Annotated in this window: 22 protein-coding genes; 14 read left to right on the plus strand and 8 right to left on the minus strand. The window is 31.6% G+C overall.

Annotated elements, in window-relative coordinates; translation table 11 throughout:
* Positions 1-7 precede the first annotated feature (7 nt).
* The 3 genes from priA to nadC all read right to left on the minus strand — a co-directional run bounded on the left by priA (position 8) and on the right by nadC (position 4,324).
* Positions 8-2,461, minus strand: a complete 2,454-nt coding sequence (priA, locus tag N1F78_RS01370; protein WP_406684407.1) for a primosomal protein N' — start codon at positions 2,459-2,461, stop codon at positions 8-10.
* A 3-nt stretch (positions 2,462-2,464) separates the two neighbouring features.
* Entirely contained in the window at positions 2,465-3,391 is a 927-nt protein-coding gene (locus tag N1F78_RS01375) for a YihY/virulence factor BrkB family protein (RefSeq protein ID WP_406684408.1), read from the minus strand.
* A gap of 72 nt (positions 3,392-3,463) precedes the next feature.
* A complete protein-coding gene (nadC, locus tag N1F78_RS01380) occupies positions 3,464-4,324 on the minus strand; it encodes a carboxylating nicotinate-nucleotide diphosphorylase (RefSeq protein WP_406684409.1) in 861 nt (286 codons plus the stop codon).
* 127 nt (positions 4,325-4,451) lie between these two features.
* On the opposite strand from nadC, the gene rlmH reads away from it, so the two are divergent.
* A complete protein-coding gene (gene rlmH / locus N1F78_RS01385; RefSeq protein ID WP_406684410.1) occupies positions 4,452-4,925 on the plus strand; it encodes a 23S rRNA (pseudouridine(1915)-N(3))-methyltransferase RlmH in 474 nt (157 codons plus the stop codon).
* Between the two features lie 16 nt (positions 4,926-4,941).
* On the opposite strand, the gene N1F78_RS01390 is transcribed toward rlmH, so the two are convergent.
* The 3 genes from N1F78_RS01390 to N1F78_RS01400 all read right to left on the minus strand — a co-directional run bounded on the left by N1F78_RS01390 (position 4,942) and on the right by N1F78_RS01400 (position 6,781).
* A complete protein-coding gene (locus N1F78_RS01390; RefSeq protein ID WP_406684411.1) occupies positions 4,942-5,241 on the minus strand; it encodes an HPF/RaiA family ribosome-associated protein in 300 nt (99 codons plus the stop codon).
* A 102-nt stretch (positions 5,242-5,343) separates the two neighbouring features.
* Positions 5,344-6,354 (minus strand): Gfo/Idh/MocA family oxidoreductase, encoded by a 1,011-nt coding sequence (locus N1F78_RS01395; protein WP_406684412.1) that lies wholly within the window; start codon positions 6,352-6,354, stop codon positions 5,344-5,346.
* 37 nt (positions 6,355-6,391) lie between these two features.
* Positions 6,392-6,781 (minus strand): hypothetical protein, encoded by a 390-nt coding sequence (locus tag N1F78_RS01400; RefSeq protein ID WP_406684413.1) that lies wholly within the window; start codon positions 6,779-6,781, stop codon positions 6,392-6,394.
* 79 nt (positions 6,782-6,860) lie between these two features.
* Here N1F78_RS01400 and N1F78_RS01405 point away from each other — a divergent pair, with 79 nt between their 5' ends.
* The 11 genes from N1F78_RS01405 to N1F78_RS01455 all read left to right on the plus strand — a co-directional run bounded on the left by N1F78_RS01405 (position 6,861) and on the right by N1F78_RS01455 (position 21,315).
* On the plus strand, positions 6,861-7,451 hold the full coding sequence (locus N1F78_RS01405) for a non-canonical purine NTP diphosphatase (RefSeq protein ID WP_406684414.1): 591 nt from the start codon (positions 6,861-6,863) through the stop codon (positions 7,449-7,451).
* 60 nt (positions 7,452-7,511) lie between these two features.
* Positions 7,512-9,731 carry a RelA/SpoT family protein gene (locus N1F78_RS01410; RefSeq protein WP_406685702.1) on the plus strand — a complete coding sequence of 740 codons (2,220 nt, stop codon included), beginning with the start codon at positions 7,512-7,514 and terminating at the stop codon, positions 9,729-9,731.
* Between the two features lie 26 nt (positions 9,732-9,757).
* Positions 9,758-10,210, plus strand: coding sequence for a Fur family transcriptional regulator (locus N1F78_RS01415; protein ID WP_406684415.1), 453 nt, complete (start codon positions 9,758-9,760; stop codon positions 10,208-10,210).
* A gap of 13 nt (positions 10,211-10,223) precedes the next feature.
* Positions 10,224-11,498 (plus strand): adenylosuccinate synthase, encoded by a 1,275-nt coding sequence (locus N1F78_RS01420; protein ID WP_406684416.1) that lies wholly within the window; start codon positions 10,224-10,226, stop codon positions 11,496-11,498.
* Between the two features lie 110 nt (positions 11,499-11,608).
* Entirely contained in the window at positions 11,609-13,741 is a 2,133-nt protein-coding gene (locus N1F78_RS01425; RefSeq protein WP_406684417.1) for an OstA-like protein, read from the plus strand.
* A gap of 7 nt (positions 13,742-13,748) precedes the next feature.
* On the plus strand, positions 13,749-14,930 hold the full coding sequence (locus tag N1F78_RS01430; protein ID WP_406684418.1) for an aspartate aminotransferase family protein: 1,182 nt from the start codon (positions 13,749-13,751) through the stop codon (positions 14,928-14,930).
* Between the two features lie 155 nt (positions 14,931-15,085).
* Complete coding sequence (locus N1F78_RS01435; RefSeq protein ID WP_406684419.1) at positions 15,086-16,474, plus strand: tetratricopeptide repeat protein; 1,389 nt, start codon at positions 15,086-15,088, stop codon at positions 16,472-16,474.
* A 54-nt stretch (positions 16,475-16,528) separates the two neighbouring features.
* A complete protein-coding gene (locus N1F78_RS01440) occupies positions 16,529-17,452 on the plus strand; it encodes a DUF368 domain-containing protein (RefSeq protein WP_406684420.1) in 924 nt (307 codons plus the stop codon).
* Positions 17,452-18,471 (plus strand): DUF368 domain-containing protein, encoded by a 1,020-nt coding sequence (locus tag N1F78_RS01445; RefSeq protein WP_406684421.1) that lies wholly within the window; start codon positions 17,452-17,454, stop codon positions 18,469-18,471. Before N1F78_RS01440 ends, N1F78_RS01445 begins: the two co-directional genes overlap by 1 nt.
* A complete protein-coding gene (locus N1F78_RS01450) occupies positions 18,468-19,208 on the plus strand; it encodes a shikimate dehydrogenase family protein (protein ID WP_406684422.1) in 741 nt (246 codons plus the stop codon). Before N1F78_RS01445 ends, N1F78_RS01450 begins: the two co-directional genes overlap by 4 nt.
* A gap of 109 nt (positions 19,209-19,317) precedes the next feature.
* Positions 19,318-21,315, plus strand: a complete 1,998-nt coding sequence (locus tag N1F78_RS01455) for a DUF349 domain-containing protein (RefSeq protein ID WP_406684423.1) — start codon at positions 19,318-19,320, stop codon at positions 21,313-21,315.
* 117 nt (positions 21,316-21,432) lie between these two features.
* Here the strand turns inward: N1F78_RS01455 and mazG are convergent, their stop codons facing one another.
* Positions 21,433-22,206 (minus strand): nucleoside triphosphate pyrophosphohydrolase, encoded by a 774-nt coding sequence (mazG, locus tag N1F78_RS01460; protein WP_406684424.1) that lies wholly within the window; start codon positions 22,204-22,206, stop codon positions 21,433-21,435.
* 76 nt (positions 22,207-22,282) lie between these two features.
* Positions 22,283-23,032 carry a DUF6250 domain-containing protein gene (locus tag N1F78_RS01465; RefSeq protein ID WP_406684425.1) on the minus strand — a complete coding sequence of 250 codons (750 nt, stop codon included), beginning with the start codon at positions 23,030-23,032 and terminating at the stop codon, positions 22,283-22,285.
* 264 nt (positions 23,033-23,296) lie between these two features.
* Between N1F78_RS01465 and N1F78_RS01470 the strand changes: the two genes are divergently transcribed.
* Both N1F78_RS01470 and N1F78_RS01475 read left to right on the plus strand, forming a co-directional pair.
* A complete protein-coding gene (locus tag N1F78_RS01470; protein WP_406684426.1) occupies positions 23,297-24,007 on the plus strand; it encodes a DUF6090 family protein in 711 nt (236 codons plus the stop codon).
* A 268-nt stretch (positions 24,008-24,275) separates the two neighbouring features.
* Entirely contained in the window at positions 24,276-24,596 is a 321-nt protein-coding gene (locus N1F78_RS01475) for a YtxH domain-containing protein (protein ID WP_406684427.1), read from the plus strand.
* The last annotated feature ends 132 nt before the right edge of the window (positions 24,597-24,728 follow it).

A 24,728-nucleotide genomic window follows, 5' to 3' on the forward strand; every position in this document is an offset into this window, starting at 1 on the left:
ATTTTCACTAAAAGTTATCAACATTCAAGATTACTTTAACCGACCGAAAATCTTTTATACTAGAGAAGCTATTATTTATTTTAATGATAGCTTCTTTTGTTTTTGCTAAAGATTGTTTTTTAGGAATTTTAACCAAAATATTCTTGTGAAACTGATTTCTTATTCTAGAAATAGGCGGTGATTCTGGTCCTAATATTAAATCTCCAAACACCTGCCTTAAAGATCTTCCTAACCAAATTGAAGCAGACTCAACCCTATTGTAATCTTTATGTTTTAAGGTTATCTTTATCTGCTTATAAATTGGCGGATATTTAAAATTATAGCGGTCGTTCATCTGTTCACTGAACATATCTACATAATTATTGGTAGACACTTGTTGCAATATATTATGATACGGGTTATATGTTTGAATTAGCACCTTCCCTCTTTCCTCAGTTCTACCTGCCCTACCAGACACTTGTACCATCAGCTGAAAACTACGTTCATGTGCTCTAAAATCAGGAAAATTTAACATATTGTCAGCATTCATTATACCCACTAATTTTACATTTCTAAAATCTAAACCTTTGGTAAGCATTTGAGTACCTACCAAAATATCTATTTCCTGCTGCTCTAAAGCCGTTATTATTTTTTCATAACCATACTTACCTCTTGTAGTATCTAAATCCATTCTTGCTACTTTAGCTTCAGTAAATAACAATTTAACTTCTTCTTCTATTTGCTCTGTACCAAAACCTTTACTATCTATATCTTGACTTCCACAGGCCTCACAATCTTGTATCATAGCTTTTACATAGCCACAATAATGGCACCGTAACTGATTTCTATATTGGTGATAGGTTAAACTCACATCACAATTTGGGCATTGTGGAGAATGTCCGCAGGTATTACATTCTACAATCGGTGAAAACCCTCTCCTATTTTGAAACAATATTACTTGTTTGCCTTCTTTCAAAACTTCAGTAATTTCTTCAATAAGCCTATCACTAAAATGCCCCTGCATTCGTTTGCGCTTATGTTTGTCCTTTATGTCAATTAATTCAATATCTGGCATTAGCACGTTGTTATACCGATGCATTAATTCAACAAAACCATATTTACTTTGTTTTGCATTGAAATAACTCTCTAGGCTTGGGGTTGCTGAACCTAATAAGGTATTAGCTTTATGAAACCCAGCCAAAACAATAGCTGTGTCTCTCGCATGATATCTTGGCGCTGGGTCAAACTGTTTAAAAGACTGCTCATGCTCCTCATCCACTAAAATTAATCCAAGATTACTAAAAGGCAAAAAGATTGAAGAACGAGCTCCTAAAACTATTTTCGCTTTAGCGGAAACAGATAAGACGTTATTCCAAACCTCAACACGTTCATTTACGGAGTATTTAGAATGAAATATAGCTACCTGCTCTCCAAAGTAATTTTGAAGCCTAGTAACCAACTGAGTTGTTAAAGCTATTTCTGGCAACAGGTATAACACTTGTTTTTCTTTCTTAATCACTTCCTCTATAAGCTTTACATAAATTTCTGTTTTGCCTGAAGATGTAACACCATGTAAAAGTGTAACATTATTGGTTTCAAAAGACGCTTGTACTTCTTTTAAGGCAATTTCCTGATGCTCATTTAATTGTTTTGAAGCTTCATTATCATCACCATCATATTGTACTCTATCGGTTTGAATAAAATATTCCTCTAAGACATTTTTATTTATTAAAGTTTTTATAATTTGAGAAGACGCTCCGCTCTCGCTTGATAAACTAGATACCTTTACAGGCTTTTTTGTACTGGCAGATATTGAAAACAATGTCATGACAACATCACGTTGTTTTGGTGCCCTACCGAGTTGTTCAAATAAACTTTGCAAAGCCTCATCAGAAGAAAAATTAGAATGCAATTTCACATACCTAACTAATTTAGGCTTATACTTTTCATAAACTTCTTCTTCAACAGTAATCGCCCCCTTTTCAATAAGTCTTTTAATTACTGGAAGTACGTTTTTTTTATCAAGAATATTAGAAACATCATGAATCTTCAACGAGGATTGGTGATGTAAAGCTTCATAAATTAAAAACTCATCATCTTGTAAACCAGATTCATCAATTTCCTTAAAACCACCTTTTGTTACAACCGTTTCACTTTCTAAAATAAAAGCACTTGGTAAAGCCGCTCTCATCACATCTCCCAATGTACACATATAATAACTGGAAATCCATTTCCAAAGCTCAAGCTGAAGATCATTTACTATTGGCCTCTCATCTAAAATTTGATGAATCTCTTTAGCTTCATAAACAACTGGGGCTTCCATATGAATTTTAAAAACTAATCCAGTATATATCTTGGATTTCCCAAATGGAACAGACACACGCATTCCAACCTTTAAAAATTTTACCTCTGCCGAAGTAATACTATATGTAAACAATTTTTGAAGTGGAATTGGAAGAATTACATCAATAAAATACTCCATAGCTTAAAACCTTTTTCTAAGCTTGTTTAATGAGGCATTTAATTCATATCCCAACAATAAAATATTTGCGTTTAACCACAAATAAAACAACAGAATAAGCAAGGCACCAATAGACCCATAAAGTTTATTGTACTGTCCGAAGTTTTCAATATAAATTCCAAATAAATAAGACGATAGCATAACAAGAAATGTGGTGAAAAGTGCGCCTACCGAAAAGAACTTGGAATGCTTCCCCTCATGCGTACCAAAATAATACAAAGTTGCCGTAGCAAGGTATACCATAACAACAAAAAAGAAATATTGCGCAAAATTAGCCCAAAAAACATTTTGTGAATCTACATCTAGAACCTCCAAAAGTTCTTGCACTATATATATTTGAAAATACCCTAAAAAAGCTATTGTAATTATTAAAAGAAAAGCCAAAATTAATGCTATTCCAAGGGCATACATATATTGCTTAAATACATTCCTAGTCAGTTGCTCATGATAAGAATGTTCAAATCCTGAAAACACAGCATTTACTCCATTTGCCATTAATGCTATAGATAACACAAAAACCGTTGACAATAATCCTCCTCTCTGAGATTGATCTATATTCTCAAAAATATTATGAACAAAAAAATCAGAAGTATTAGGAGGTAAAAACGACTCTAAAAACCCTAAAAAATCGGTCTTAAAACCTTCCAAGGGAATATATGGAATAATGAAAAGAACGAATAACAAAAAAGGAAACAAAGCCATAAAAAAACTAAAAGCTATAGCACTTGCCCTTGTAGTTAATGCTCCTTTAACAACCCCAATAACGTACAATTCAAGTAAATCGTAAAATGATAACCCCTCTAAACCTGGAAGTTTAATCTTTTTTAAAAACCGCACCAAGACATTTAAAACCGGGATCTTGTCAAGTTTATCTTCAATGCGTTGGGTCATAAAATTACTTGTATAATAAAGTTAATACAAAGTTATTAAATTATGACTGTAGTACGGCAATTAGTCTGTAATCTATTTAATTGCTTTTAAGCTTAAGTCCATATTATGAACAGAATGGGTTAAAGCACCGCATGAGATATAATTAACTCCACATTCAGCATAATGCCTTATAGTAGTTTCATTAATATTACCAGAAGATTCTGTTAAACACCTATCGCCAATAATCTCAACGGCCTTTCTAGTATCTTCATAATCAAAATTATCTAGAAGAATACGGTACACACCTTCATTTCTCAAAATTTCCTCAACCTCACTTAAGTTTCTAGCCTCAACCATTATTTTTAAGTTCTTGCCAGTTTCTCTTAAGTAGAGTTTCGTGGTTTCAATAGCTTTTGTAATACCTCCAGCAAAATCAATATGATTATCCTTTAACATAATCATATCATAAAGGGCAAACCTATGGTTTTCTCCACCACCAAGTTTTACAGCCCATTTCTCTAAAACCCTAATCCCTGGTGTTGTCTTTCTAGTATCTAATATTTTAGTATTAGTTCCTTTTACTAAATTAACAAACTGCCTTGTTTTAGTAGCGATTGCACTCATTCTTTGCATGGCGTTTAAAACAGTGCGTTCGGCTTTTAGAATAGATTGTGAAGGACCCTCAATATACATTACAACATCTCCATACTTTACTTCTGTACCATCTTCTATGCGCACATCTAGTTTAAGGTTCTTATCAACATAGGCAAATATTTTCTTTGCGAAATTAACACCTCCTATAACACCTTTATCTTTTACTAGAATTTTAGCCTTCCCTCTTGCATTCTCAGGAATACAGGCTAATGAACTATGGTCACCATCTCCAACATCTTCTCGAATAGCATTGGCAATTATAGCTCTTACTTCCTGATCAAACTGCTCTTGTGTAATCATATTTTTTGTTGGTTTGGCACAAAAATAATAAATACATTTACTTTTTTAAATATTAAATTTGCGAAATTCTTATTTATTTCTATTCTAAATATAAATTTCGCAAAGAGTAAACGGCAATTTTGATATTATGAACATAAAACTTCTAGCCATTGGCAAAACTGATAATAATGAGTTACAGTCACTTATAAGCAATTATACTAAACGGTTAGGGTTTTATATTAAATTTTCTTTTGAAATAATTCCAGACTTAAAAAAAGTAAAAAACTTAAGCACTGAACAACAAAAACAAAAAGAAGGTGAACTTATTTTAAGTATTACAAGTAAATCAGACATTCTTATTCTTCTTGATGAAAATGGAAAACAACTAAACTCTGTTGAGTTTTCCTCATACCTTCAAAAACACATGAACTCCGGAATAAAGCAACTTGTATTTGTAATAGGTGGTCCCTATGGGTTTTCAAAAGATGTCTACAACAGAGCTAATGGAAAGTTTTCATTATCAAAAATGACGTTTTCACATCAAATGGTTAGATTGTTCTTTATTGAACAATTATATAGAGGTTTCACTATTTTGAAAAACGAGCCTTATCACCATCAATAAACTAAATATTAAAAAACTAATGGTTCTGAAAAACGCGCTTACGCTTTTTAAGTTGACGTTCTAAATCATTTATAGTTTCTCTAACAGATACTTCAAAATTATGCTCGTTTGATGTGGCATAAATTCTTGGTCCCGGTAAACTTAATTCTATATTACAAATTTTACCGGCATTATGATCTTTTTCATCTTGCTTAAAATAAACTAATGCGCTAATTAAAAACTCATATTTACTAAACAATTTATCTAATTTTTCTTCTGTAAAACTTGAAAGCGTTTCACTTACATCTACTCCAACATACTGAAAATTTACTGTCATACTCTTTTCCTTTTAATTGTTAATTCATTTTCTAAAATAATAGTTTTTTAAATAGAAATACAGAACAAAAGTCATAAAATAGCTTTAAATTTTCCTGACTGTTTATTCGAGTATTTCTATTTGTTTAATAATTTGAGATTTTGTCACCAAATAAGGCTTATTATTCCTAATTGTTTGGTAAACGTTCTCAAAAATATTCATATAATTAGCTTTTATTGAGGGGGTTTTTTCTTGTTTTTTAATAGTTCCATGTTCAAAAAGTGTCAAAACACCTTCCTTTCCTTTTTCTTCAACTCCATACAAAATATCATCTGGTTTTATTCCAACTTGTAGCTGATCTTCTTGCACATCTGTTCGCTCTTTCACATAAGCCCCTTTAGTACCATAAATTACAAATGCAGGCATGGGGTCTGCCACCAGCAAACTTGTAGTAATAAACACCTGTAACCCATTCGGGTATTTTAATTGAATTTGCCCATAATCATCAACTTGTGTATTGGGCCTAAATTGACCCGCAGATTTACTCCAAGCCATAGGCTCTCCAAATAAAGAAATAGCAGCATCAACCACATGGGACCCCAAATTATATTTAATACTATTTCCTGGAATAGGAGATTCTTTAAATTTGTTATCACTAAGGTGATATACATATCTATCATATCTAAAATGAACTTCTATTAAATCGCCTAATTTTCCTGAATCTAAAACATCTTTAACAGATAAATAGTCACTATCATAACGCCTATTCTGATAAGGCAAAATTAAACGACCATACTTTTTAGCTTCATGATAAAGGGTTTTAGCCTCATCTGAAGTAACGGTAAAAGGTTTTTCCATTACAATGTGCTTTCCTGATTGAATGGACTTTAACCCAAATTCAAAATGAGTGACACTAGGTGTATTCACAACAACAAGTTCAATCTCAGAATCACTTAAAAGCACATCTATTGAATCATAACTTTTAATAGAAGGGTATTCTAATTGAGCTTTCTTTTTTGTACGCTCCACAATGGCGTACAATTCAAACCCTGAATGCAATTCTAAAAAAGGGCAATGAAATAAACTTCCTGATTTCCCATAAGATAATACCCCAGTTTTTATTTTTCTACTCATTATACAAGTATCTGTCTAAATCTAATTATTTGAAACATTAAAGTTCAACAGCTATGGAAGTATCAAAATATGTTTTTCCTCCAACCTTACGCCTGCCCTCAAACAAGTTTATCCTTTTATATTTCTTATTAAAAAGATTTTGATAATATTTAAGTTCATTTGTAGATTGGACATTGTGGTTTAACTGCTTTTTACTTCCATTTACAGTACCATAAACAGAAACCTGATAACTACTTTTTGATTCCATTCCCTGAAAATTAGAAGAATAGACAATTCTTTCCACCATAAAAGGCGCATACTTAGTTGTAGAAGTTCTATAGAAAATATTTTCATATTTGGTTTTTGAAGCCACTTGTTTAATATTTTGGCTTTGCATAGTAAACACACTAAATATTATTACTATCACTATTAGAAATAATCTTTTCATATTTAATTAATTTTGCATTGAAGTTAGATAAATCTAACCAAAATAATTAACAATAAGAAACTTAGAGGCAGACATTAAAATGAATAAACTTGTATTTGCTACAAATAACCTATATAAAGTAAGAGAGGTTCAAGCTTTAATTCCAGAACACATTAAACTATTAAGTTTAAAAGATATTGGCTGCTTTGAAGACATTCCCGAAACCAAAGAAACTATTGAGGGTAATGCCATTCAAAAAACTGAATTTATAAAAAACAAATATGGATTTGATTGTTTTGCCGACGATACTGGTTTAGAAGTTAATGCTCTTAACGGCGCTCCAGGAGTATATTCTGCAAGATATGCTGGACCACAAAGAAACGCTACAGATAACATGAACTTATTACTTAATAATTTAAAACCTTCTGATAGCAGAAGCGCCCAATTTAAAACTGTAATAGCACTTTCTATAAATAACAATATCTCAACATTTACTGGAATATGTGAGGGTAAAATCACTAAAGAGAAACATGGTGATGAAGGTTTTGGTTATGATCCAATTTTTAAACCTTTAAACTATAACCAAACTTTTGCCGAAATGAATTTAGCATTAAAAAACAAAATTGGCCACCGAGGCAAAGCAGTGAAACAGTTAGTTGATTTTTTAAATTCATTATACCAAGAATATTAACCAACAAAATTAAACCTTCTTGTTGCTTGTTAATATTCTTTATGTTACTTTTAATCTATGATGACAGCGGAAGATATAGAAATAGAGAACACTGCAATTGCTAGGGCCTATAAAGAGCTACTCCAAGTAAGTTACACAACCCTTACAGATGAAGACAAAAAGCTAATTAGAGGGGCTTTTGAAGTGGCTCTAGACGGACATAAAGATCAACGTAGAAAATCTGGTGAGGCTTATATTTTTCATCCATTAGCTGTTGCTAAAATTGTTGCTCAGGAAATTGGTTTAGATGGAACCTCAATCGCCGCAGCCTTGTTACATGATGTAGTTGAGGACAGTCCAGATTATGAAGTTGAGGATATTGAAAAACGCTTTGGAAAAACTGTAGCAACTATTGTTGATGGGCTCACCAAAATTTCTTCATTAAGTAAAGAAAAAGACATGGACGTGTCTTTGCAAGCTGAGAATTTTAGAAAAATGTTGCTTACGCTTAATGATGATGTGAGGGTAATTATTATTAAAATTGCTGATAGATTGCATAACATGCAAACTATGGATTCTATGCGACCTGACAAACAGGAAAAAATAGCCTCAGAAACACTATATATTTACGCACCACTGGCACATAGAATTGGATTATATAATATTAAAACGGAACTTGAAGATTTAGGTTTAAAATACACAGAGCCTGAGGTTTATTTTGATATTTTGGATAAAATTCATGAAAGCAAAGAAGAACAAGACGAATACATTAATCAGTTTAGTGGTGTAATTAAAAAATCTCTAGATAAAGAAAAATTTGAATACAACATTAAAGGACGCCCTAAATCAATTTTCTCCATTAGGAAAAAAATGATGAATCAAGGTGTTTCTTTTGATGAAGTCTATGACAAATTTGCTATTAGAATTATTTATGAAAGTGAATTAGAAAACGAAAAATTCTTTGCCTGGAAAATATATTCAATTGTAACTGACCATTTCAGACCAAATCCTATCAGGTTAAGAGACTGGATATCGTCTCCTAAATCAACCGGTTATGAAGCATTACATATAACAGTAATGGGACCTAAAGGACGTTGGGTAGAGGTACAGATTAGAAGTGAGCGCATGAATGAAATTGCTGAAAAAGGTTATGCTGCTCATTATAAATACAAACAAGGAAATGAAAAAGAGGATAATCTAGAAACTTGGATTAATAGACTACAGGAAGCACTTGAAAACCCGGAAACCAATGCCGTAGATTTTGTTGAGCAATTTAAACTTAATTTATACTCAAAAGAAATTTTTGTTTTTACTCCAAAAGGAGATTTAAAATCTCTACCTAAAGGGGCAACTGCTTTAGATTTTGCTTTTAGTATACATACCGAAGTTGGCATGAAAACCAGAGGAGCAAAAGTAAATGGAAAACTTGTTCCCTTAAGTCATGAGTTAGAGAGTGGTGACCAAGTAGATATTTTAACTTCTGAAGGTGCTAAACCAAATTCTAATTGGCTTGATTATTCTACTACAGCAAGAGCTAGAAGCAAAATTAAATCTGCATTAAGAGAGGACAAAAAACTTATAGGTGAGGAAGGAAAGGAAATTCTTAGAAGAAAACTTAAGCAGCTAAAAATTAACCTAAATGAATCTTCAATAAATGCATTAGTAAGTTATTTTAAACTTAAAACTAGTCTAGATTTATTTTATAGAGTTGGCATAGGTACTATTGATAATACCATGCTAAAAAACTTTGCATCTTCACGAAGTAATGCTTTAATGAGTTTTATTAAAAATAAAATATCAAGAAAGCAGACTATTAACAAAGAAGAAATTGAAAAGCAAGAGGTAACAGCGAATTATGACTCTCTAGTTTTTGGCAAAGAAGAAGACAAATTAGATTATAAGATATCTAATTGTTGCAACCCAATTCCTGGAGATCAGGTTTTTGGTTTCTTAACGGTTTCTGATGGTATTAAAGTACATAAAAAAAACTGCCCTAATTCAGTAAGTTTACAATCAAACTATGCCTATAGAATCATGCCTGCTAAATGGGTTGATTCTTCACAACAAGAATTTTTGGCGAAAATTAATATTTCTGGAATAGACAATATTGGACTTGTTAACGAAATTACCAAAGTTATTTCCTCTAACATGAATGTAAATATGAAAAGCCTTAATTTTGAAAGTCATGATGGTCTATTCTCTGGAAAAATCAATCTTATAGTTAAAAACAATACGCTTATAAAAAAGCTTGTTGAAAGACTTAAAAAAATTAATGGTATAGATAAGGTTACTAGAGTGTAAAAAAAGTGTAAATTTGCGACGAAATTATGAATGCAAAGGCAGATAATAAAAATCAGGAAATAGTAAAAAACGTTTTTACAAGTTTTTTAGAAACCAACGGGCATAGAAAAACTCCAGAACGTTACGCTATTCTTCAAGAAATCTATAATAACAATGAACATTTTGATATAGAATCTCTATATCTGAATATGAAAAACAAAAAATATAGAGTTTCTCGTGCCACACTTTATAACACTATAGAATTACTTTTAGAATGCGGTTTAGTTAGAAAACATCAATTTGGTCAAAACCAAGCGCATTATGAAAAATCATATTTTGACAAACAGCATGACCATGTAATTCTTACAGATACAGGAGAAGTTATTGAGTTTTGCGACCCTAGAATTCAATCAATAAAAAAAACCATAGAAGAAGTTTTCGATATCGAAATCAACAATCATTCACTTTATTTTTACGGAAACAGAAAATCAACCAAATAACTAATTTTTTACAATGGCAGTAGATTTACTACTAGGACTACAATGGGGAGACGAAGGCAAAGGAAAAATTGTTGACGTACTAACTAAAAACTACAATATTATAGCACGTTTTCAAGGTGGTCCTAATGCAGGACACACTTTAGTCTTTAATGGAAAAAAACATGTTTTACATACTATTCCTTCAGGAATATTTCATGATGACGCAATTAACTTAGTTGGTAATGGTGTTGTGATTGATCCTGTAATTTTTAAAGGTGAATTAGATAAGTTAGCAGAACAAGGCATTGACTATAAAAAATCCTTACTTATTTCAAGAAAGGCACATATTATATTGCCAACTCACAGACTTTTAGATGCGGCAAGTGAAGCCTCAAAGGGAAAGGCAAAGATTGGATCAACTTTAAAAGGAATTGGTCCAACGTATATGGACAAAACTGGTAGAAACGGCTTAAGAGTTGGTGATTTAGAACTGTCAGATTGGAAAAAACGTTATAGAACCCTAGCAGACAAACATGAGTCAATGATAGATTTCTATAATGTAGAATTAGAATATGATTTAGGTGAATTAGAAGACGAGTTCTTTAAGGCTGTTGAAATGTTAAAATCGCTAACTTTTATTGATTCTGAGGAATATGTATATCAAGCTCAGAAATCTGAAAAAACCATTCTTGCTGAAGGTGCTCAGGGATCTCTTTTAGATATAGATTTTGGAACCTATCCGTTTGTTACTTCTAGTAATACTACTGCTGCTGGAGCATGTACAGGTTTAGGCGTAGCCCCTAATCAAATTGGCGAGGTATTTGGGATATTTAAAGCTTACACCACACGCGTTGGTTCTGGCCCATTCCCAACTGAATTGTTTGATGAGGATGGAGAAACTATGGGACGTGTTGGCAATGAATTTGGTGCTACAACGGGACGTAGAAGACGTTGTGGCTGGCTAGATTTAGTAGCCTTAAAATATGCATGTCAAGTAAACGGTGTTACTCAACTTAACATGATGAAAGGCGATGTGCTTTCTGGATTCAAAACCTTAAAAGTATGCACAGCTTATAAATATAAAGGTGAAGTCATTGAACATCTTCCTTATAATATTGAACCGGAAAACATTGAACCCATTTATACTGAAGTAAATGGGTGGGAAGCAGATTTAACGAAAATGACTGATGAATCTCAATTTCCAAAAGAGCTAAATGAATATATAGAATTTTTAGAGAAAGAATTAGAAATTCCTATTACCATTGTGTCTGTAGGACCAGATAGGAATCAGACCATTTTCAGAAAATAGTCTCATTTAAATATACTTAAAAAACGCTCCAAAAATATTTTGGAGCGTTTTTCGTTTCTAAATAATCACACATTATAATAATCATTATTTTTGTCCCAAATATTTTCATTTTGAATAAAACTCATCTTATATATTTTTTATTAATTTTTAGCCTTTTTTCTGTACATAAGTTACAAGCTCAAGAAAAAAAAGAAATTCAAATAGAATATGCTGGCAGGATCAATGTTAGTGAAGAAAACCACCCTGGAGCAACTATTTTGACCAGAGATGATGGACAACAGGTACATATTAGCCATGAAAGTATAAACCTATGGTGTGATAGGGCCATTTTCTATCAAAAAGACAACTTTATTGAAGCTTACGGCAATGTGGTTATGAAACAAGCCGACACTGTAAACATGACTTCAAAATATATTGAATACAACGGCATTACTCAATTAGCTTTAGCAAGTGGAGATGTGGTCTTAAAAAACCCAAACACAACGGTTTTATCAGACACCTTGTTTTTTGACAGATTGAAACAACAAGCTTTTTACAGAAATAATGGAACCGTAATAAAAGATACTACGGTTAACATTACAAGTAAAATTGGAAGACACTATATGGAAGAAGACAAATTCAAATTTGTTGAAGACGTTGTTTTGGTTAATGATAGTACTATCATTAAATCTGATTTCTTCGATTTTTACTCAGAGTCTGGTCATGCCTATTTATTTGGTCCATCAACAATTACAACCCCTGAAAGCACCACCTACTGTGAAAAGGGATTTTATGACACTGAAAATGAAATAGGTTATGTTCTTAAAAATGCCAAAATTAATTATGACAATAGAATTATTGAGGGAGACAGTCTGTTTTTAGATAACATTAAAAATTTTGCATCTGCTTCAAACAACATTAAGGTTACAGACACTTTAAATCACAGTATTATAAAAGGGCATTATGCTGAGGTTTTTAAAGGGGAAGAAAAAGACTCTGTTTTTATTACCAAACGTGCTTTAGCCATAACTGTTCAGGAAAATGATTCTATCTACATGCATGCTGATAAAATAATGGTTACCGGCCAACCTGAAAACAGAATTATTAGAGCTTATTATAATGCCAAAATATACAAATCAGACCTTAGCGGAAAGGCGGACTCTATTCATTCAAAACAAGCAACTGGCTTAACGCAACTCATAAATTTAGATAGGTTAAAATCTAAAGACAGGTTTTCTGTAAAACAGAAGCCTATAATCTGGAATTTAGAAAACCAAATGACTGGTGATACAATTCATTTAATATCAAATCCTGAAACAGAAAAAATTGATTCGCTTTTAGTTTTTGAAAATGCATTTATTATTAGTCAAGACACCATAAGTAAAACTGGTTTTAATCAAATTTATGGTATGAGATTAAAAGGCTTATTTAATGATGAAAACAAACTACGACAGGTAGACATTACGCAAAATGCTGAATCTATATTCTGGGCTAGAAATGACAAGCAAGAGTTGATTGGAATTGACAAAGCCAAGTCAGGAAGTATTTCAATTCTTTTTGATGAAGGTGACATTGAGGAATATACTAGACTAAATCAGGTGGACGGCAATTTATTTCCTCTGTCAAAATTTGAAGAAAGAAATAAACTTTTAAAAGGTTTTGATTGGAGAGAGGAAGAACGTATAAAATCCGTTGAAGACTTGTTTAAAGATGACCCACCATTAAAATTACCAAAAATAAAAGGACTGGAGGATTATATTCCCCAAGATGATTTTTTTGATGACGATTTGATTGAAAGAATTAAGAAAGCCGGAAACCATTCTTATAAAAACAGTGTTATAGGTGATACAATTAAAAAAATAACGCTGGTCAAAAACTTGTTAAAATCCGAAAATGATTTCAAAAGTAAAACATGGTCAAAAACTAATATAGTTGCTCAAAGGATTGACAAAAAATTAACTCAACTCTCTCCGAGCGATGAGCAGAATGGTTATATGTACCAAAATATTCATAATGAAAATAGTCAATTAAATTTTTCTATTTTTGCTAAGGGTACTGGAAAAATAACAATTTTTATAAGAGATCATGCCGAAGAAAAAGTATTTGCTGAAAAAACTGAGATATTTCTAACTTCAAGCTTGACTAAATATTCTGTTTATTGTAAGAAAAAAAATACAAAAAATAAAATCACCATTGTAATTGGCGATATAGGTATTGGTGATAAGGTATTTATATCTAGGGCAGAATTGACTTCTCTTTATTAAATTAAAAATGATCTCAAACTTTCTAAAGTATCAAGCACAAACAACACCTCACCCATTGGGTATGGAAATCTCTCATGCGGAAGGATCATATATATATGATAAAAAACAGAAAGCATATTTAGATTTTGTTGCGGGGGTTTCGGCTTGTCCATTAGGACATAACCACCCGAAAGTTGTTAACGCCATTAAAGCACAATTAGACAAGTACCTGCATGTAATGGTTTATGGAGAGTACATCCAAAAACCTGCTGTAGAACTCGCAAAACTGCTAGCTGATAATTTACCCGAACCTTTAGAAAAAACATATCTAACTAATTCAGGTACAGAAGCCATAGAAGGCGCTCTTAAATTAGCTAAACGTGCTACTGGAAGAAGTGAAATAATTGCGGCAAACAAAGGGTATCATGGCAATACTTTGGGGTCGATGAGTGTTATGGGCTTCGAAGAACGCAAACAAGCTTTCAGGCCTTTATTACCAAATATTAAGTTTATCGACTTTAATAACGATACAGATTTAGAACAGATTACCACTAAAACAGCCTGCGTAATTTTAGAAACCATTCAGGGAGGAGCTGGCTTTATAGAACCAAAAAACAACTATTTAGAAAAAGTCAGAAATCGTTGTGATGCTACAGGAACTCTACTAATTTTGGATGAAATTCAACCCGGTATTGGCAGAACAGGTAAACTTTTTGGTTTTGAGCATTATAACTGTATTCCAGATGTTTTGGTTACCGGTAAAGCGCTGGGTGGAGGTATGCCTATAGGTGCTTTCACCGCTTCATCAAAGCTTATGGATTTGCTTATGGATAATCCAAAGTTAGGCCATATTACTACGTTTGGCGGGCATCCCGTAATTGCAGCTTCGGCATTAGCCACTTTAAAAGAAATTACAGAAAGTAATTTAATGATTCAAGCCTTAAAAAAAGAAAAACTTCTTAGAAAGATGTTGATTCATCCGCTTATAAAAGAAGTAAGAGGAAAAGGGCTCATGCTGGCGATTATCTTTGATTCTATTGAAATTGTAAATACACTAATTCTAAAATCTCAAGACAAAGGTTTAATACTTTTCTGGTTACTTTTTGAGCCAAAAGCTGTTAGAATCACACCACCTTTAACTATTTCAGAACAAGAAATTATTAAGGGGTGTTCCATAATCATAGATGTTTTAAATAGCTTAAAACAATAGCCACCAACGCGTAACACACTACAAAACAAACATTTAACAACGGTCCGCTAAAAAAAATAGCTGTTCATTATTTTGTTAAAAACATTTAGTACCTTAAATCAAATCAAGCAAATAGAAGCTTAAATTTATTCAAGTACAACCATACCAATGTGCCTATGGAGTTTAGTCATAATGACAACAACAATTTGCCTCTTACCAAATTTGAATCGATGTTAAAAACAAATCATGTTTTGTTTTTCGATTCTGAAGAATTTGAAAACATTATTCATCACTACTTAAATCAAGGAAAAATTGCGTTAGCAAAAAAAGCGATTAAATTGGGGTTAGACCAACACCCAACCTCTATTAACCTAAGACTTTTTAGAGTTGAAGTTTATGTTTTTGAAGACAAACTTTTAGAGGCTGACAATTTACTTAATGACATTTATAGTATAGACCCTACGAATGAAGAAATTTATATTCAAAAAGCTAATATTTTATCAAAAAAAGATGAGCATCAAAAAGCTATAGAAGTATTAAAAAAAGCATTAAGCCTTACAGATGATCTAGTTGACTTATATTCCTTAATTGGTATGGAATATTTATTTTTGGATGAATATGAAGAGGCAAAGATTTATTTTATGAAATGCCTGGAGATAGATTTACAGGATTATTCGGCTCTTTACAATGTAATTTACTGCTTTGAATTTTTAAATCAGAATGAAGATGCCATCTTATATTTAAATGTGTTTTTAGACAAAAACCCTTATTGTGAAGTAGCATGGCATCAATTAGGCAAGCAGTATATGGTTCTTAAAAATTATGAAAAGGCATTAACAGCTTTTGACTTTGCCATAATTTCTGATGACACATTTGTTGGGGCGTATTTAGAACGAGGTAAAGTACTTGAAAAACTAAACCGTTATGAAGATGCTATTGAAAACTATTGCATCACTTTAAAACTAGACGAACCAACTTCTTTTGCACTTTTGCGTATTGGGTTTTGTTACGAAAATTTAAAAAACGATGAATTAGCCGTTCAATATTATTATCAAACCGTTCATGAAGATCCGGTTTTAGATAAAGGTTGGATTGCCATAACTAGATTTTATAATAAGAAGAAAAATTATCAAAAAGCACTTTATTACATTAATAAAGCTATTAATATTGATGGTGAAAACGTTACTTATTGGAAACTTTATTCACAAATCAATCAAAGGTTAAATTTTTACGAAGAAGCGGAACGAGGGTTTAAAAAAACATTAGAGTTAGGTAATTATGAACTTAACACTTGGTTATCTCGAGGCGATTTACTTATTAAACTTGGTGAACCTGAAGCGGCAATTTATAACTTTGAGCAAGCCAATGAATTTTACCCTGAAAATGCTGAAATTGAATATAGGCTTGCTGGCTTATATTTTTCTTTAAATCAAACCGAAAAAGGTAAATTTCATTTAAAAAATGGCCTTAAGTATAATGATGAGTTTTCATTTATAGTGGATGAACTATTTCCAGAAGTTTCAAATAGAATACTTGTAAAAAACCTACTAAAACAAAATCTATAGCCTAAAACGTTAGGTTAAATTGCATACCTTTGGTTTTCGTTAAAAAACAAGTTAATGCAAAAACGTTTTAAAGATTACTTTATAATCTCAATAAAGGGTATGGCAATGGGTGCTGCAGATGTTGTTCCAGGTGTTTCAGGAGGAACTATAGCATTCATTTCAGGAATTTATGAGGAATTAATTACTTCTCTTAATAATATAAATATTACGTTATTTAAAACCTTAAAAAATGAAGGTTTAAAAACGGCTTGGAACCAATTAAACGGCAACTTTCTTACAGCGCTTTTTATTGGTATTGGCATTAGTGTTTTATCATTAGCTAAAGGTTTAGAATGGGTATTACACAATCACCCAATATTAATTTGGTCATTCTTTTTCGGGTTAGTACTCGCTAGTATTGTTTTTATTGGTAAACAAATCACCAAATGGAACTTGATTACTATTATTGGCTTAATAGCAGGAGCTTTTATTGCGTATTACATTACTACTATACCTCCTTTAGTTTCTGAAAACACCAGCAATGGATTTCTTTTTTTAGCTGGAGCTTTAGCCATATGCGCAATGATATTACCGGGAATTTCCGGAGCATTTATATTAGTGCTATTAGGTGCTTATCAACCTGTGTTAGCTGCCTTAAACAATAAGGATATTAAAACCATTGCCATAATTGGTTTAGGAGCAATTGTTGGACTCCTTTCATTTTCAAAACTTTTAAAATGGCTTTTCAAAAATTATCATAATTTAACATTAGCAATTTTAACCGGCTTTATTTTGGGTTCACTAAATAAAATATGGCCCTGGAAAAAAGTATTATCGTTTAGAACAAATTCTAAAGGAGAACAAATACCTTTTTTAGAAGAAAGCATTTCTCCTTTTTCTTTTGAGGGTAATAACCAATTAGCTCTTGCCATTGGATTCATGACACTTGGTTTTGTAACTATTTTTATACTTGAAAAATTAGGCTCTAAAAAACAATAATGCAGAGTACCAGAACACTTACAGATAAAATTTTCCTGGTTTTAAAAGGACTGGGCATGGGTGCTGCTAATAAAGTACCTGGAGTTTCTGGAGGTGTTGTTGCTTTTGTAGCTGGCTTTTATGAAGAGTTTATCTATTCACTGCAAAAGTTTAATGGTAAAGCATTTAAGCTTTTAATCAATGGGCGTTTTCAAAGTTTCTTCAGATATATTAATGGCAGATTTATTTGCCTCCTTTTTTTAGGAATGATTATTAGCTATTTTAGTGTTTCAAAGCTATTAGACTACTTAATTATTCATTATGAATTATATGTTTGGAGCGTTTTTTTTGGTATGATAATAGGCTCTATTTATTATCTAAGTAAAGATTTTGATGGTTGGTGTACAAAGGCTTATGTATCATTATTTATAGGTATAATAATAGGAATAAGTATTAGTTTTTTAGATCCTGCTAAAGAAAATGACCATCTACTATTTGTTTTATTTTGTGGAATGATAAGCGTGTCAGGAATGACACTCCCTGGGTTTTCTGGCTCATTTATTCTTATTCTGTTAGGTAATTATGTATTATTACTCGTAGACTCGGTAAACGCATTATACGACACTTTTTTTGATGTTTTTACTGGAAATTTTTCATTCTTGGATAACCCAGAACGTATTAGGATGCTAAAAATATTAGGGGTATTTACTTTAGGTTCTGTAGCTGGACTAATTACTTTTTCGCATATATTAAATTACGTGTTAAAACATTATAGAAATATAACTCTGTCATTATTAATGGGTTTTATTATAGGTTCTTTAGGTGTGGTATGGCCATGGAAAGAAACAATGTATAAAATAAATTCTAGTGGTAATTTCATTTTAGACTCTAGGGGTGAAAAAATTATTGAGAATTATGAAAGATTCATACCTCAATTAAATAATGAAACATTTATTGCCATTGGTTTTGTTATTATTGGAATATTAACAGTTCTGTCACTGGAATGGTACGGACAAAAAACACGAAAAATTAAGTCATGAATAAATTAGGGCTTTTAGGAAAAAACATCTCATATTCATTTTCAAGAACTTACTTCAAAGCTAAGTTTGAAAAAGAACAGATTAAAGATACATCATATGAAAATTTCGATATTGAATCTATAAGCTTATTTCCTGCAATCATAAAAAACACAAAAGGTTTAAAAGGCATGAATGTAACTATTCCTTACAAAGAAGATGTTATGCCCTATCTTGATAAAATAAACAAAAAGGCTGCAGAAATAGGAGCCGTAAACACTATTAAGGTAACTAAAAAAGGAAAACTAGTTGGATACAATACAGATTGTTACGGGTTTAAAAACTCAATTAAACCACATTTAAAACCTCATCATAAAACAGCTTTAATTTTAGGTACTGGTGGGGCAAGTAAAGCCATAGCTTACAGCTTAAAAGAATTAGGAATAGCTCATTACTATGTATCAAGAAGACCATCTGATGGGGTTAGCTTTACCTATGATTCATTAACTGAAACCGATATAAAAAATAATACTGTCATTATTAACTGCACTCCTTTAGGCACATTTCCTAACATTGAAGAATGTCCTAATATTCCTTACAATGCTATTACTAGTGAACACATTTTATTCGATTTAATTTACAATCCAGAAGAAACAAAATTCTCAAAACAAGGAAAACAAAACGGCGCCACTACAATCAATGGCCTTAAAATGCTAGAGTTACAAGCCGAAAAATCTTGGTCTATCTGGAATTTAAAGTAAGAAAGGCTTAACAAATAGTTAAAACCCCTTAGTATTCTTTGTAAATATATATACTTGTTAGTATCTTTAATGTCTGAACTTACTCATTTGAGCCTTAACATTTTTTATAATGTCTGATATTAATAACCTGCACAATGCAGAAGAAGTTAACAAGAAAGATTTAAATACTGAAAATGCTGAATTAAGCAAGAATGAAGCAACATCTGAAAGCACACCTCAACCAATTGAGGAAACCAGTACTTTAGATGAAGAAGTAGTTAATGAAAATAATGAGCAAGTTAAAGAGGTAGAGGCAACTGAAAATGTTGAAGATGAAGTTATAAATGAAATTGAAGAATCTAATGCAGAAGACGCAGAAGATGAAGGCAATAAAGAGAGGCACACCATTGCTGTAAAAGAATATGACTCGATGTCTCTAGAAGCTTTAGCAATTGAGCTAGAGAAGCTTCTAAAAAACGAAAAGGTTCAAGCCATTAAATCGCATGTTGATAATATAAATAATGCCTTTAAATCTAAATTTCAGGCTTTAATTGATGAAAAAAAGGAAGAGTTTATTAATGAAGGTGGTCATGAAATAGATTTTTACTACTCTTCTCCGGTTCAAAAAAGATACAAATCTGCTTATAGAGATTACCGCAAAAAACTTAATGATCATTATCAAAACTTAGAGAAAAACCTTAAAGACAACCTAACTCAAAAATTAGAAATAATTGAGGAGTTAAAAGGACTAATTAATGTTGAAGAAAATATAAATTCAACCTATAAACACTTTAAAGAACTTCAAGAACGTTGGAGAAATACAGGACCTATTCCTAGAGACAAGTATAATAATGCTTGGAACAGTTATCACCACCATGTAGAAATGTTCTATGATTTTCTACACTTAAATAGAGACCTTCGTGATTTAGATTTTAAACACAACCTTGATAAAAAGCTTAAAATTATTGAGCGTGCCGAAGATTTAGCAAAAGATGACAATGTTTTACGTGCATTTAGAGAGCTTCAGGAGTTACATAAAATGTGGAAAGAAGAGCTTGGGCCAGTTGGAAAAGAACACCGAGAAGTTATATGGGAAAAGTTTAAAGCAGCTACCAAAGTTATAAATGATAAACGTCAAGTTTACTTTAAAGAAATAGATAAAGTCTATGAAATAAACCTTGATAAAAAACTTGAGATTATAGCAAAAATTGAAGCTATATCTACTCAAGAAAATGGTAACTCTCACAATGCTTGGCAAAAGAAAATTAAGGAAATTGAAAGTTTAAGAAATGATTTCTTTAATGCCGGAAAAGTTCCTATAAAAGTAAATGAAAGCACTTGGGCTAAATTTAAAGAAGCTGTTAGAACTTTTAACAGACAGAAAAATACTTTTTATAAAAATTTAAAAAAAGAACAATACACCAATCTTCAGAAAAAACTTGAACTCATTAAAATTGCAGAAGACAATAAGGACAGTGATGACTATTCTGCAATCACACCTTTAATGAAAAAGATTCAAAGCGATTGGAAAAGGATTGGACACGTTCCTAGAAGAGATAGTGATAAAATTTGGAAACAATTTAAAACGGCATGTAATTATTATTTTGATAGACTTCATGCCTCGAGAAATGCTGAAAACAAAGATACATTAGAAGCTTTTAATAAAAAGAATGACCTATTAAATTCTTTAAAAGATCTTAAACTAGAAGGCAGCAAAGAAGAAAACATTAAATCTATTAAAGACAGTATTAACCAATGGAAATCTATTGGAAGAATACCTAATGATAAAAAGTATATAGAAGGCAAGTTTCAAAAAACTATTGACACGCTTTTATCAAGCTTAAAAATGGATAAAAATGAGGTTGAGATGATAAAGTTTGAAAACAAACTTGATAGTATTAACACCTCCCAAGACAATAGAGATTTAGATAATGAACGTAATTTTATTCGTAAAAAGATAGACGAGGTTAAAGGCAAAATCAATCAGTTAGAGAACAACTTACAATTCTTTACCAATGTAGATGAAAGTAATCCGCTAGTAAAAGAGGTACACAATAATATAAAAGCCCATGAGGAATCCTTACGACTCTGGAAAAGTAAACTTCAAAAAATTAAAGAGCTTTATTAAAGCTCTTTTTTTTGCCATTATTGTGAGGAACTTATTGACAATCGGTCTCTTTTATTTTAGGAATATTTTCTATTCATTTAACAGATTTCTTACGCTTATACCTCGCTCAGAATGACGTTACAATTTTTTAGCTTCCTCCCAAAACACATCCATTTCGGCAAGTGTCATATCTTTTAAATTTTTATTTAAAGATTTTGCTTTTCCCTCTAAATACTGAAAACGTTTAGAGAATTTTTTATTGGTACGCTCCAGAGCATTTTCCGGATTTATTTTTAAAAAACGTGCATAGTTTACCATTGAAAACATCACATCTCCAAATTCACTTTCCATTGCGTCTTTATTGCCTGCTTTCACTTCATGCTGAAACTCCTGTAATTCTTCCTGTACCTTTTCCCAAACCTGTTGGGGTTTTTCCCAATCAAAACCAACACCAGCCACTTTTTCTTGAACTCTATTTGCCTTTACCAAAGCTGGCAAACTTCTAGGAACACCTTCCAAAACACTCTTCTTACCTTCTTTTAGTTTTAATTGTTCCCAATTACGTTTTACATCATCTTCATTTTCCACATTAACATTGCCATAAATATGTGGGTGTCTGTTAATGAGTTTTTCGCAAATTTCATTACACACATCAGCTATATCAAAATCGTTAGTTTCACTCCCTATTTTAGAGTAAAACACAATATGAAGCAAAACATCACCTAACTCCTTTTTAACCTCTTCTAGGTCGTTATCTAGAATAGCATCGCCCAACTCATAGGTTTCCTCAATAGTAAGGTGACGTAAGGTTTCCATGGTTTGTTTTTTGTCCCACGGACATTGCTCACGCAACTCATCCATAATGGTTAACAATCTATCAAAAGCTTTAAGCTGGTTTTTTCTGGAGTTCATTAAATTTTGTTTTGTGTAAAAATACGATTTTGGTAATCTTGTTAGGCTAACCTGTTTCTTAAAAAAATCACGGATTTTAGTTTTTATCTTTATTTAATTTAGAAAGTTTATAAACTTTAAAATTATCTACAGTCATGTGATTAATGGTTGTACGGAACCCAAAATAACCTGATGTAAAAGGGTTAGCGTCATAAAAATCAAATACTAATTGGTTATTGCGGTAATATTGAATAAAGTTGTTATAAACTATAATCTTAACATGATTAACCGTATTACCAGTTAACATATACTTTTTATCTCTTAAATCATGCTCTGGTAACATAGGTCTTTCACCTGTACCAGGGTAACGCCTAAACCTAGTTGTTGTGTTTTTACGCCCTCCTAAGCCAACATAATAAAGCTTTAACTTATTATATGCCCCTAGACTCCCATTTAAGGCTCCCGCATTTATAAATTCCTCTGATAAGTCATTAGGGTCTGATGCCATAAAAAAACAGTTTAAATCTGAAACGCGGTCTAAAGGTCCGCCGTTATCAATCATTACAGCATCGTATTCAATCATAATTGGACCCGTTAACTCTCGTTTAAACCAAATTGTACAACCTCGATTGGCAATAATTTCCATTTTATCATTTACAAATTTTACTGAACCTCCAGCAATTTCATTTTGAACATTCCAAGACAATAGGTCTTTATCAAAATCATCAGAAAACTGCAAAGAAGATTTAACCAACAAAGTATCATTAATGGTTTCTGTTTTTGTTACCTGAGCCGTTAGCTTTATAGTTAATAGGATAAAAATTATAAGGAATGAAAAAGGCTTCATGTTTTTAAAAAATAAATTATTTATGGGTTATTATACTTTTGCAAAAATAACATTTTGACATAGTTGCATTGGGATTAAATAATTCAAAAATAACTAAGTTATAAACTATAGACAGTCTTCTAACTTCTTGATTTTGAAATATTTTTCAACTACCTTCGTTTGACACCACCTATAAACTATTATAAAATAGTTATCTATAGACGAAATTTATCAGCAAAAACTTAATACATGCTCTTTCTCCTCCGAAAAATACGACACAAGCTAATGGAAAAAAACAAATTTACAACCTACCTACTATATGCCAGTGGAGAGATTGTACTTGTGGTAATTGGAATACTACTAGCTGTCAACATTAACGATTGGAAACATTCTGCGGATGATTCGGAGCTTGAAGTTAAAATTCTAAAAGAAATAAAAACTGACCTTGAGAACGACCTAAATGAAATTAGAAATGAGCTTGGAAACTTTAAACATATTCAAAAAGGAGACTCCATATTAATAGAATTCTACAATAGTTCAAAACCATTTACTGATTCGCTAGGAGCTTTGGTCTATCTCTATGAAATCAGCCCTCATTTCAACCCTATTAACGGTGGCTATCAACTTCTCAAAGCTAAAGGGATTGACTTAATAAAAAACGACCAGCTGCGTTTAGCTATTAATAGTTATTATGAGCTATCTATTCCATACTATCGCAAATATGAAGAAGAGCGTATCCAAATCATTCAAAATGAGATGGTACCATTTAATAATGATTTTTTTCGATTAGAGCGTTTTCCATCTACTACATATTGGAAAAGTTGGAAAAGAATGCCCTTTGATGAGAATGCCCTTAAAAAAAATCAAAAATGGTTAGCTATCATTCAAAAAAGTAATAATCTAGCTGCAGTATTGTTTAAGAAAGCAGAATCTCATGAAAAAAAAATCATCACATTAATTCAAAACATAGAAAAAGAACTTATATATAAAAGTTAAAAACTCCTTTACCAAAAACAAAATAGTTCTATTTTAAAATTTAGCTAGCCAACACTTGCCTTAGGAGTTGCAGCCGTATCCCTTTTATATTATAAGGAAAAATAGTTGTAGAACTCCCAACTTCTCGATACAATTCTTCATACTTCGGAATCACGCAAAGTGACATACAAAAAACACCTAATTATCTGGCACTGTATTTGTTTGTAACAGATTAGTGATTTTTACTACTTATAAAGTAAAATAGGTTTAACATTAAAAAGAAAAAGACATGATTCATAAAGGAGCCATAGTATTAGGCGTATTGGTTGGTGCCGGTTTAGGTGTGTTATTAGCACCTGAAAAAGGTAAAGTAACCAGAGACAAACTTAAAAAAGAAGGCAAGGACATAAAAGACCAGATAACCGAAGATTTTAAAGAGGTTAAGGAGGATATAAGTAAAGCTGCAAAATCTGGTAAGGAAAAATTTAACGAAGATTTTAAAGATTTTAGGTCTAAAGCCAGTTATAAAACTGAGCAAGCCATTTCGTTTTTAGAAAAGCAATTGGCTACGCTAAAAGAAAAGAATAAAACGTATCAGCATACCAACTAATAGTATTAAAAATTAATAAAATTTTTTGCCTACACATGAAAAATTAATATTGTGCATTTAAATATTAATCGTAATATTGCAATGTATTAATAAAATGTGATTAATGTAAACCAATTTGGTCTTCATTTTTCA

Source organism: Seonamhaeicola sp. MEBiC01930, assembly GCF_045277075.1.
Classification (GTDB): Bacteria; Bacteroidota; Bacteroidia; order Flavobacteriales; family Flavobacteriaceae; genus Seonamhaeicola.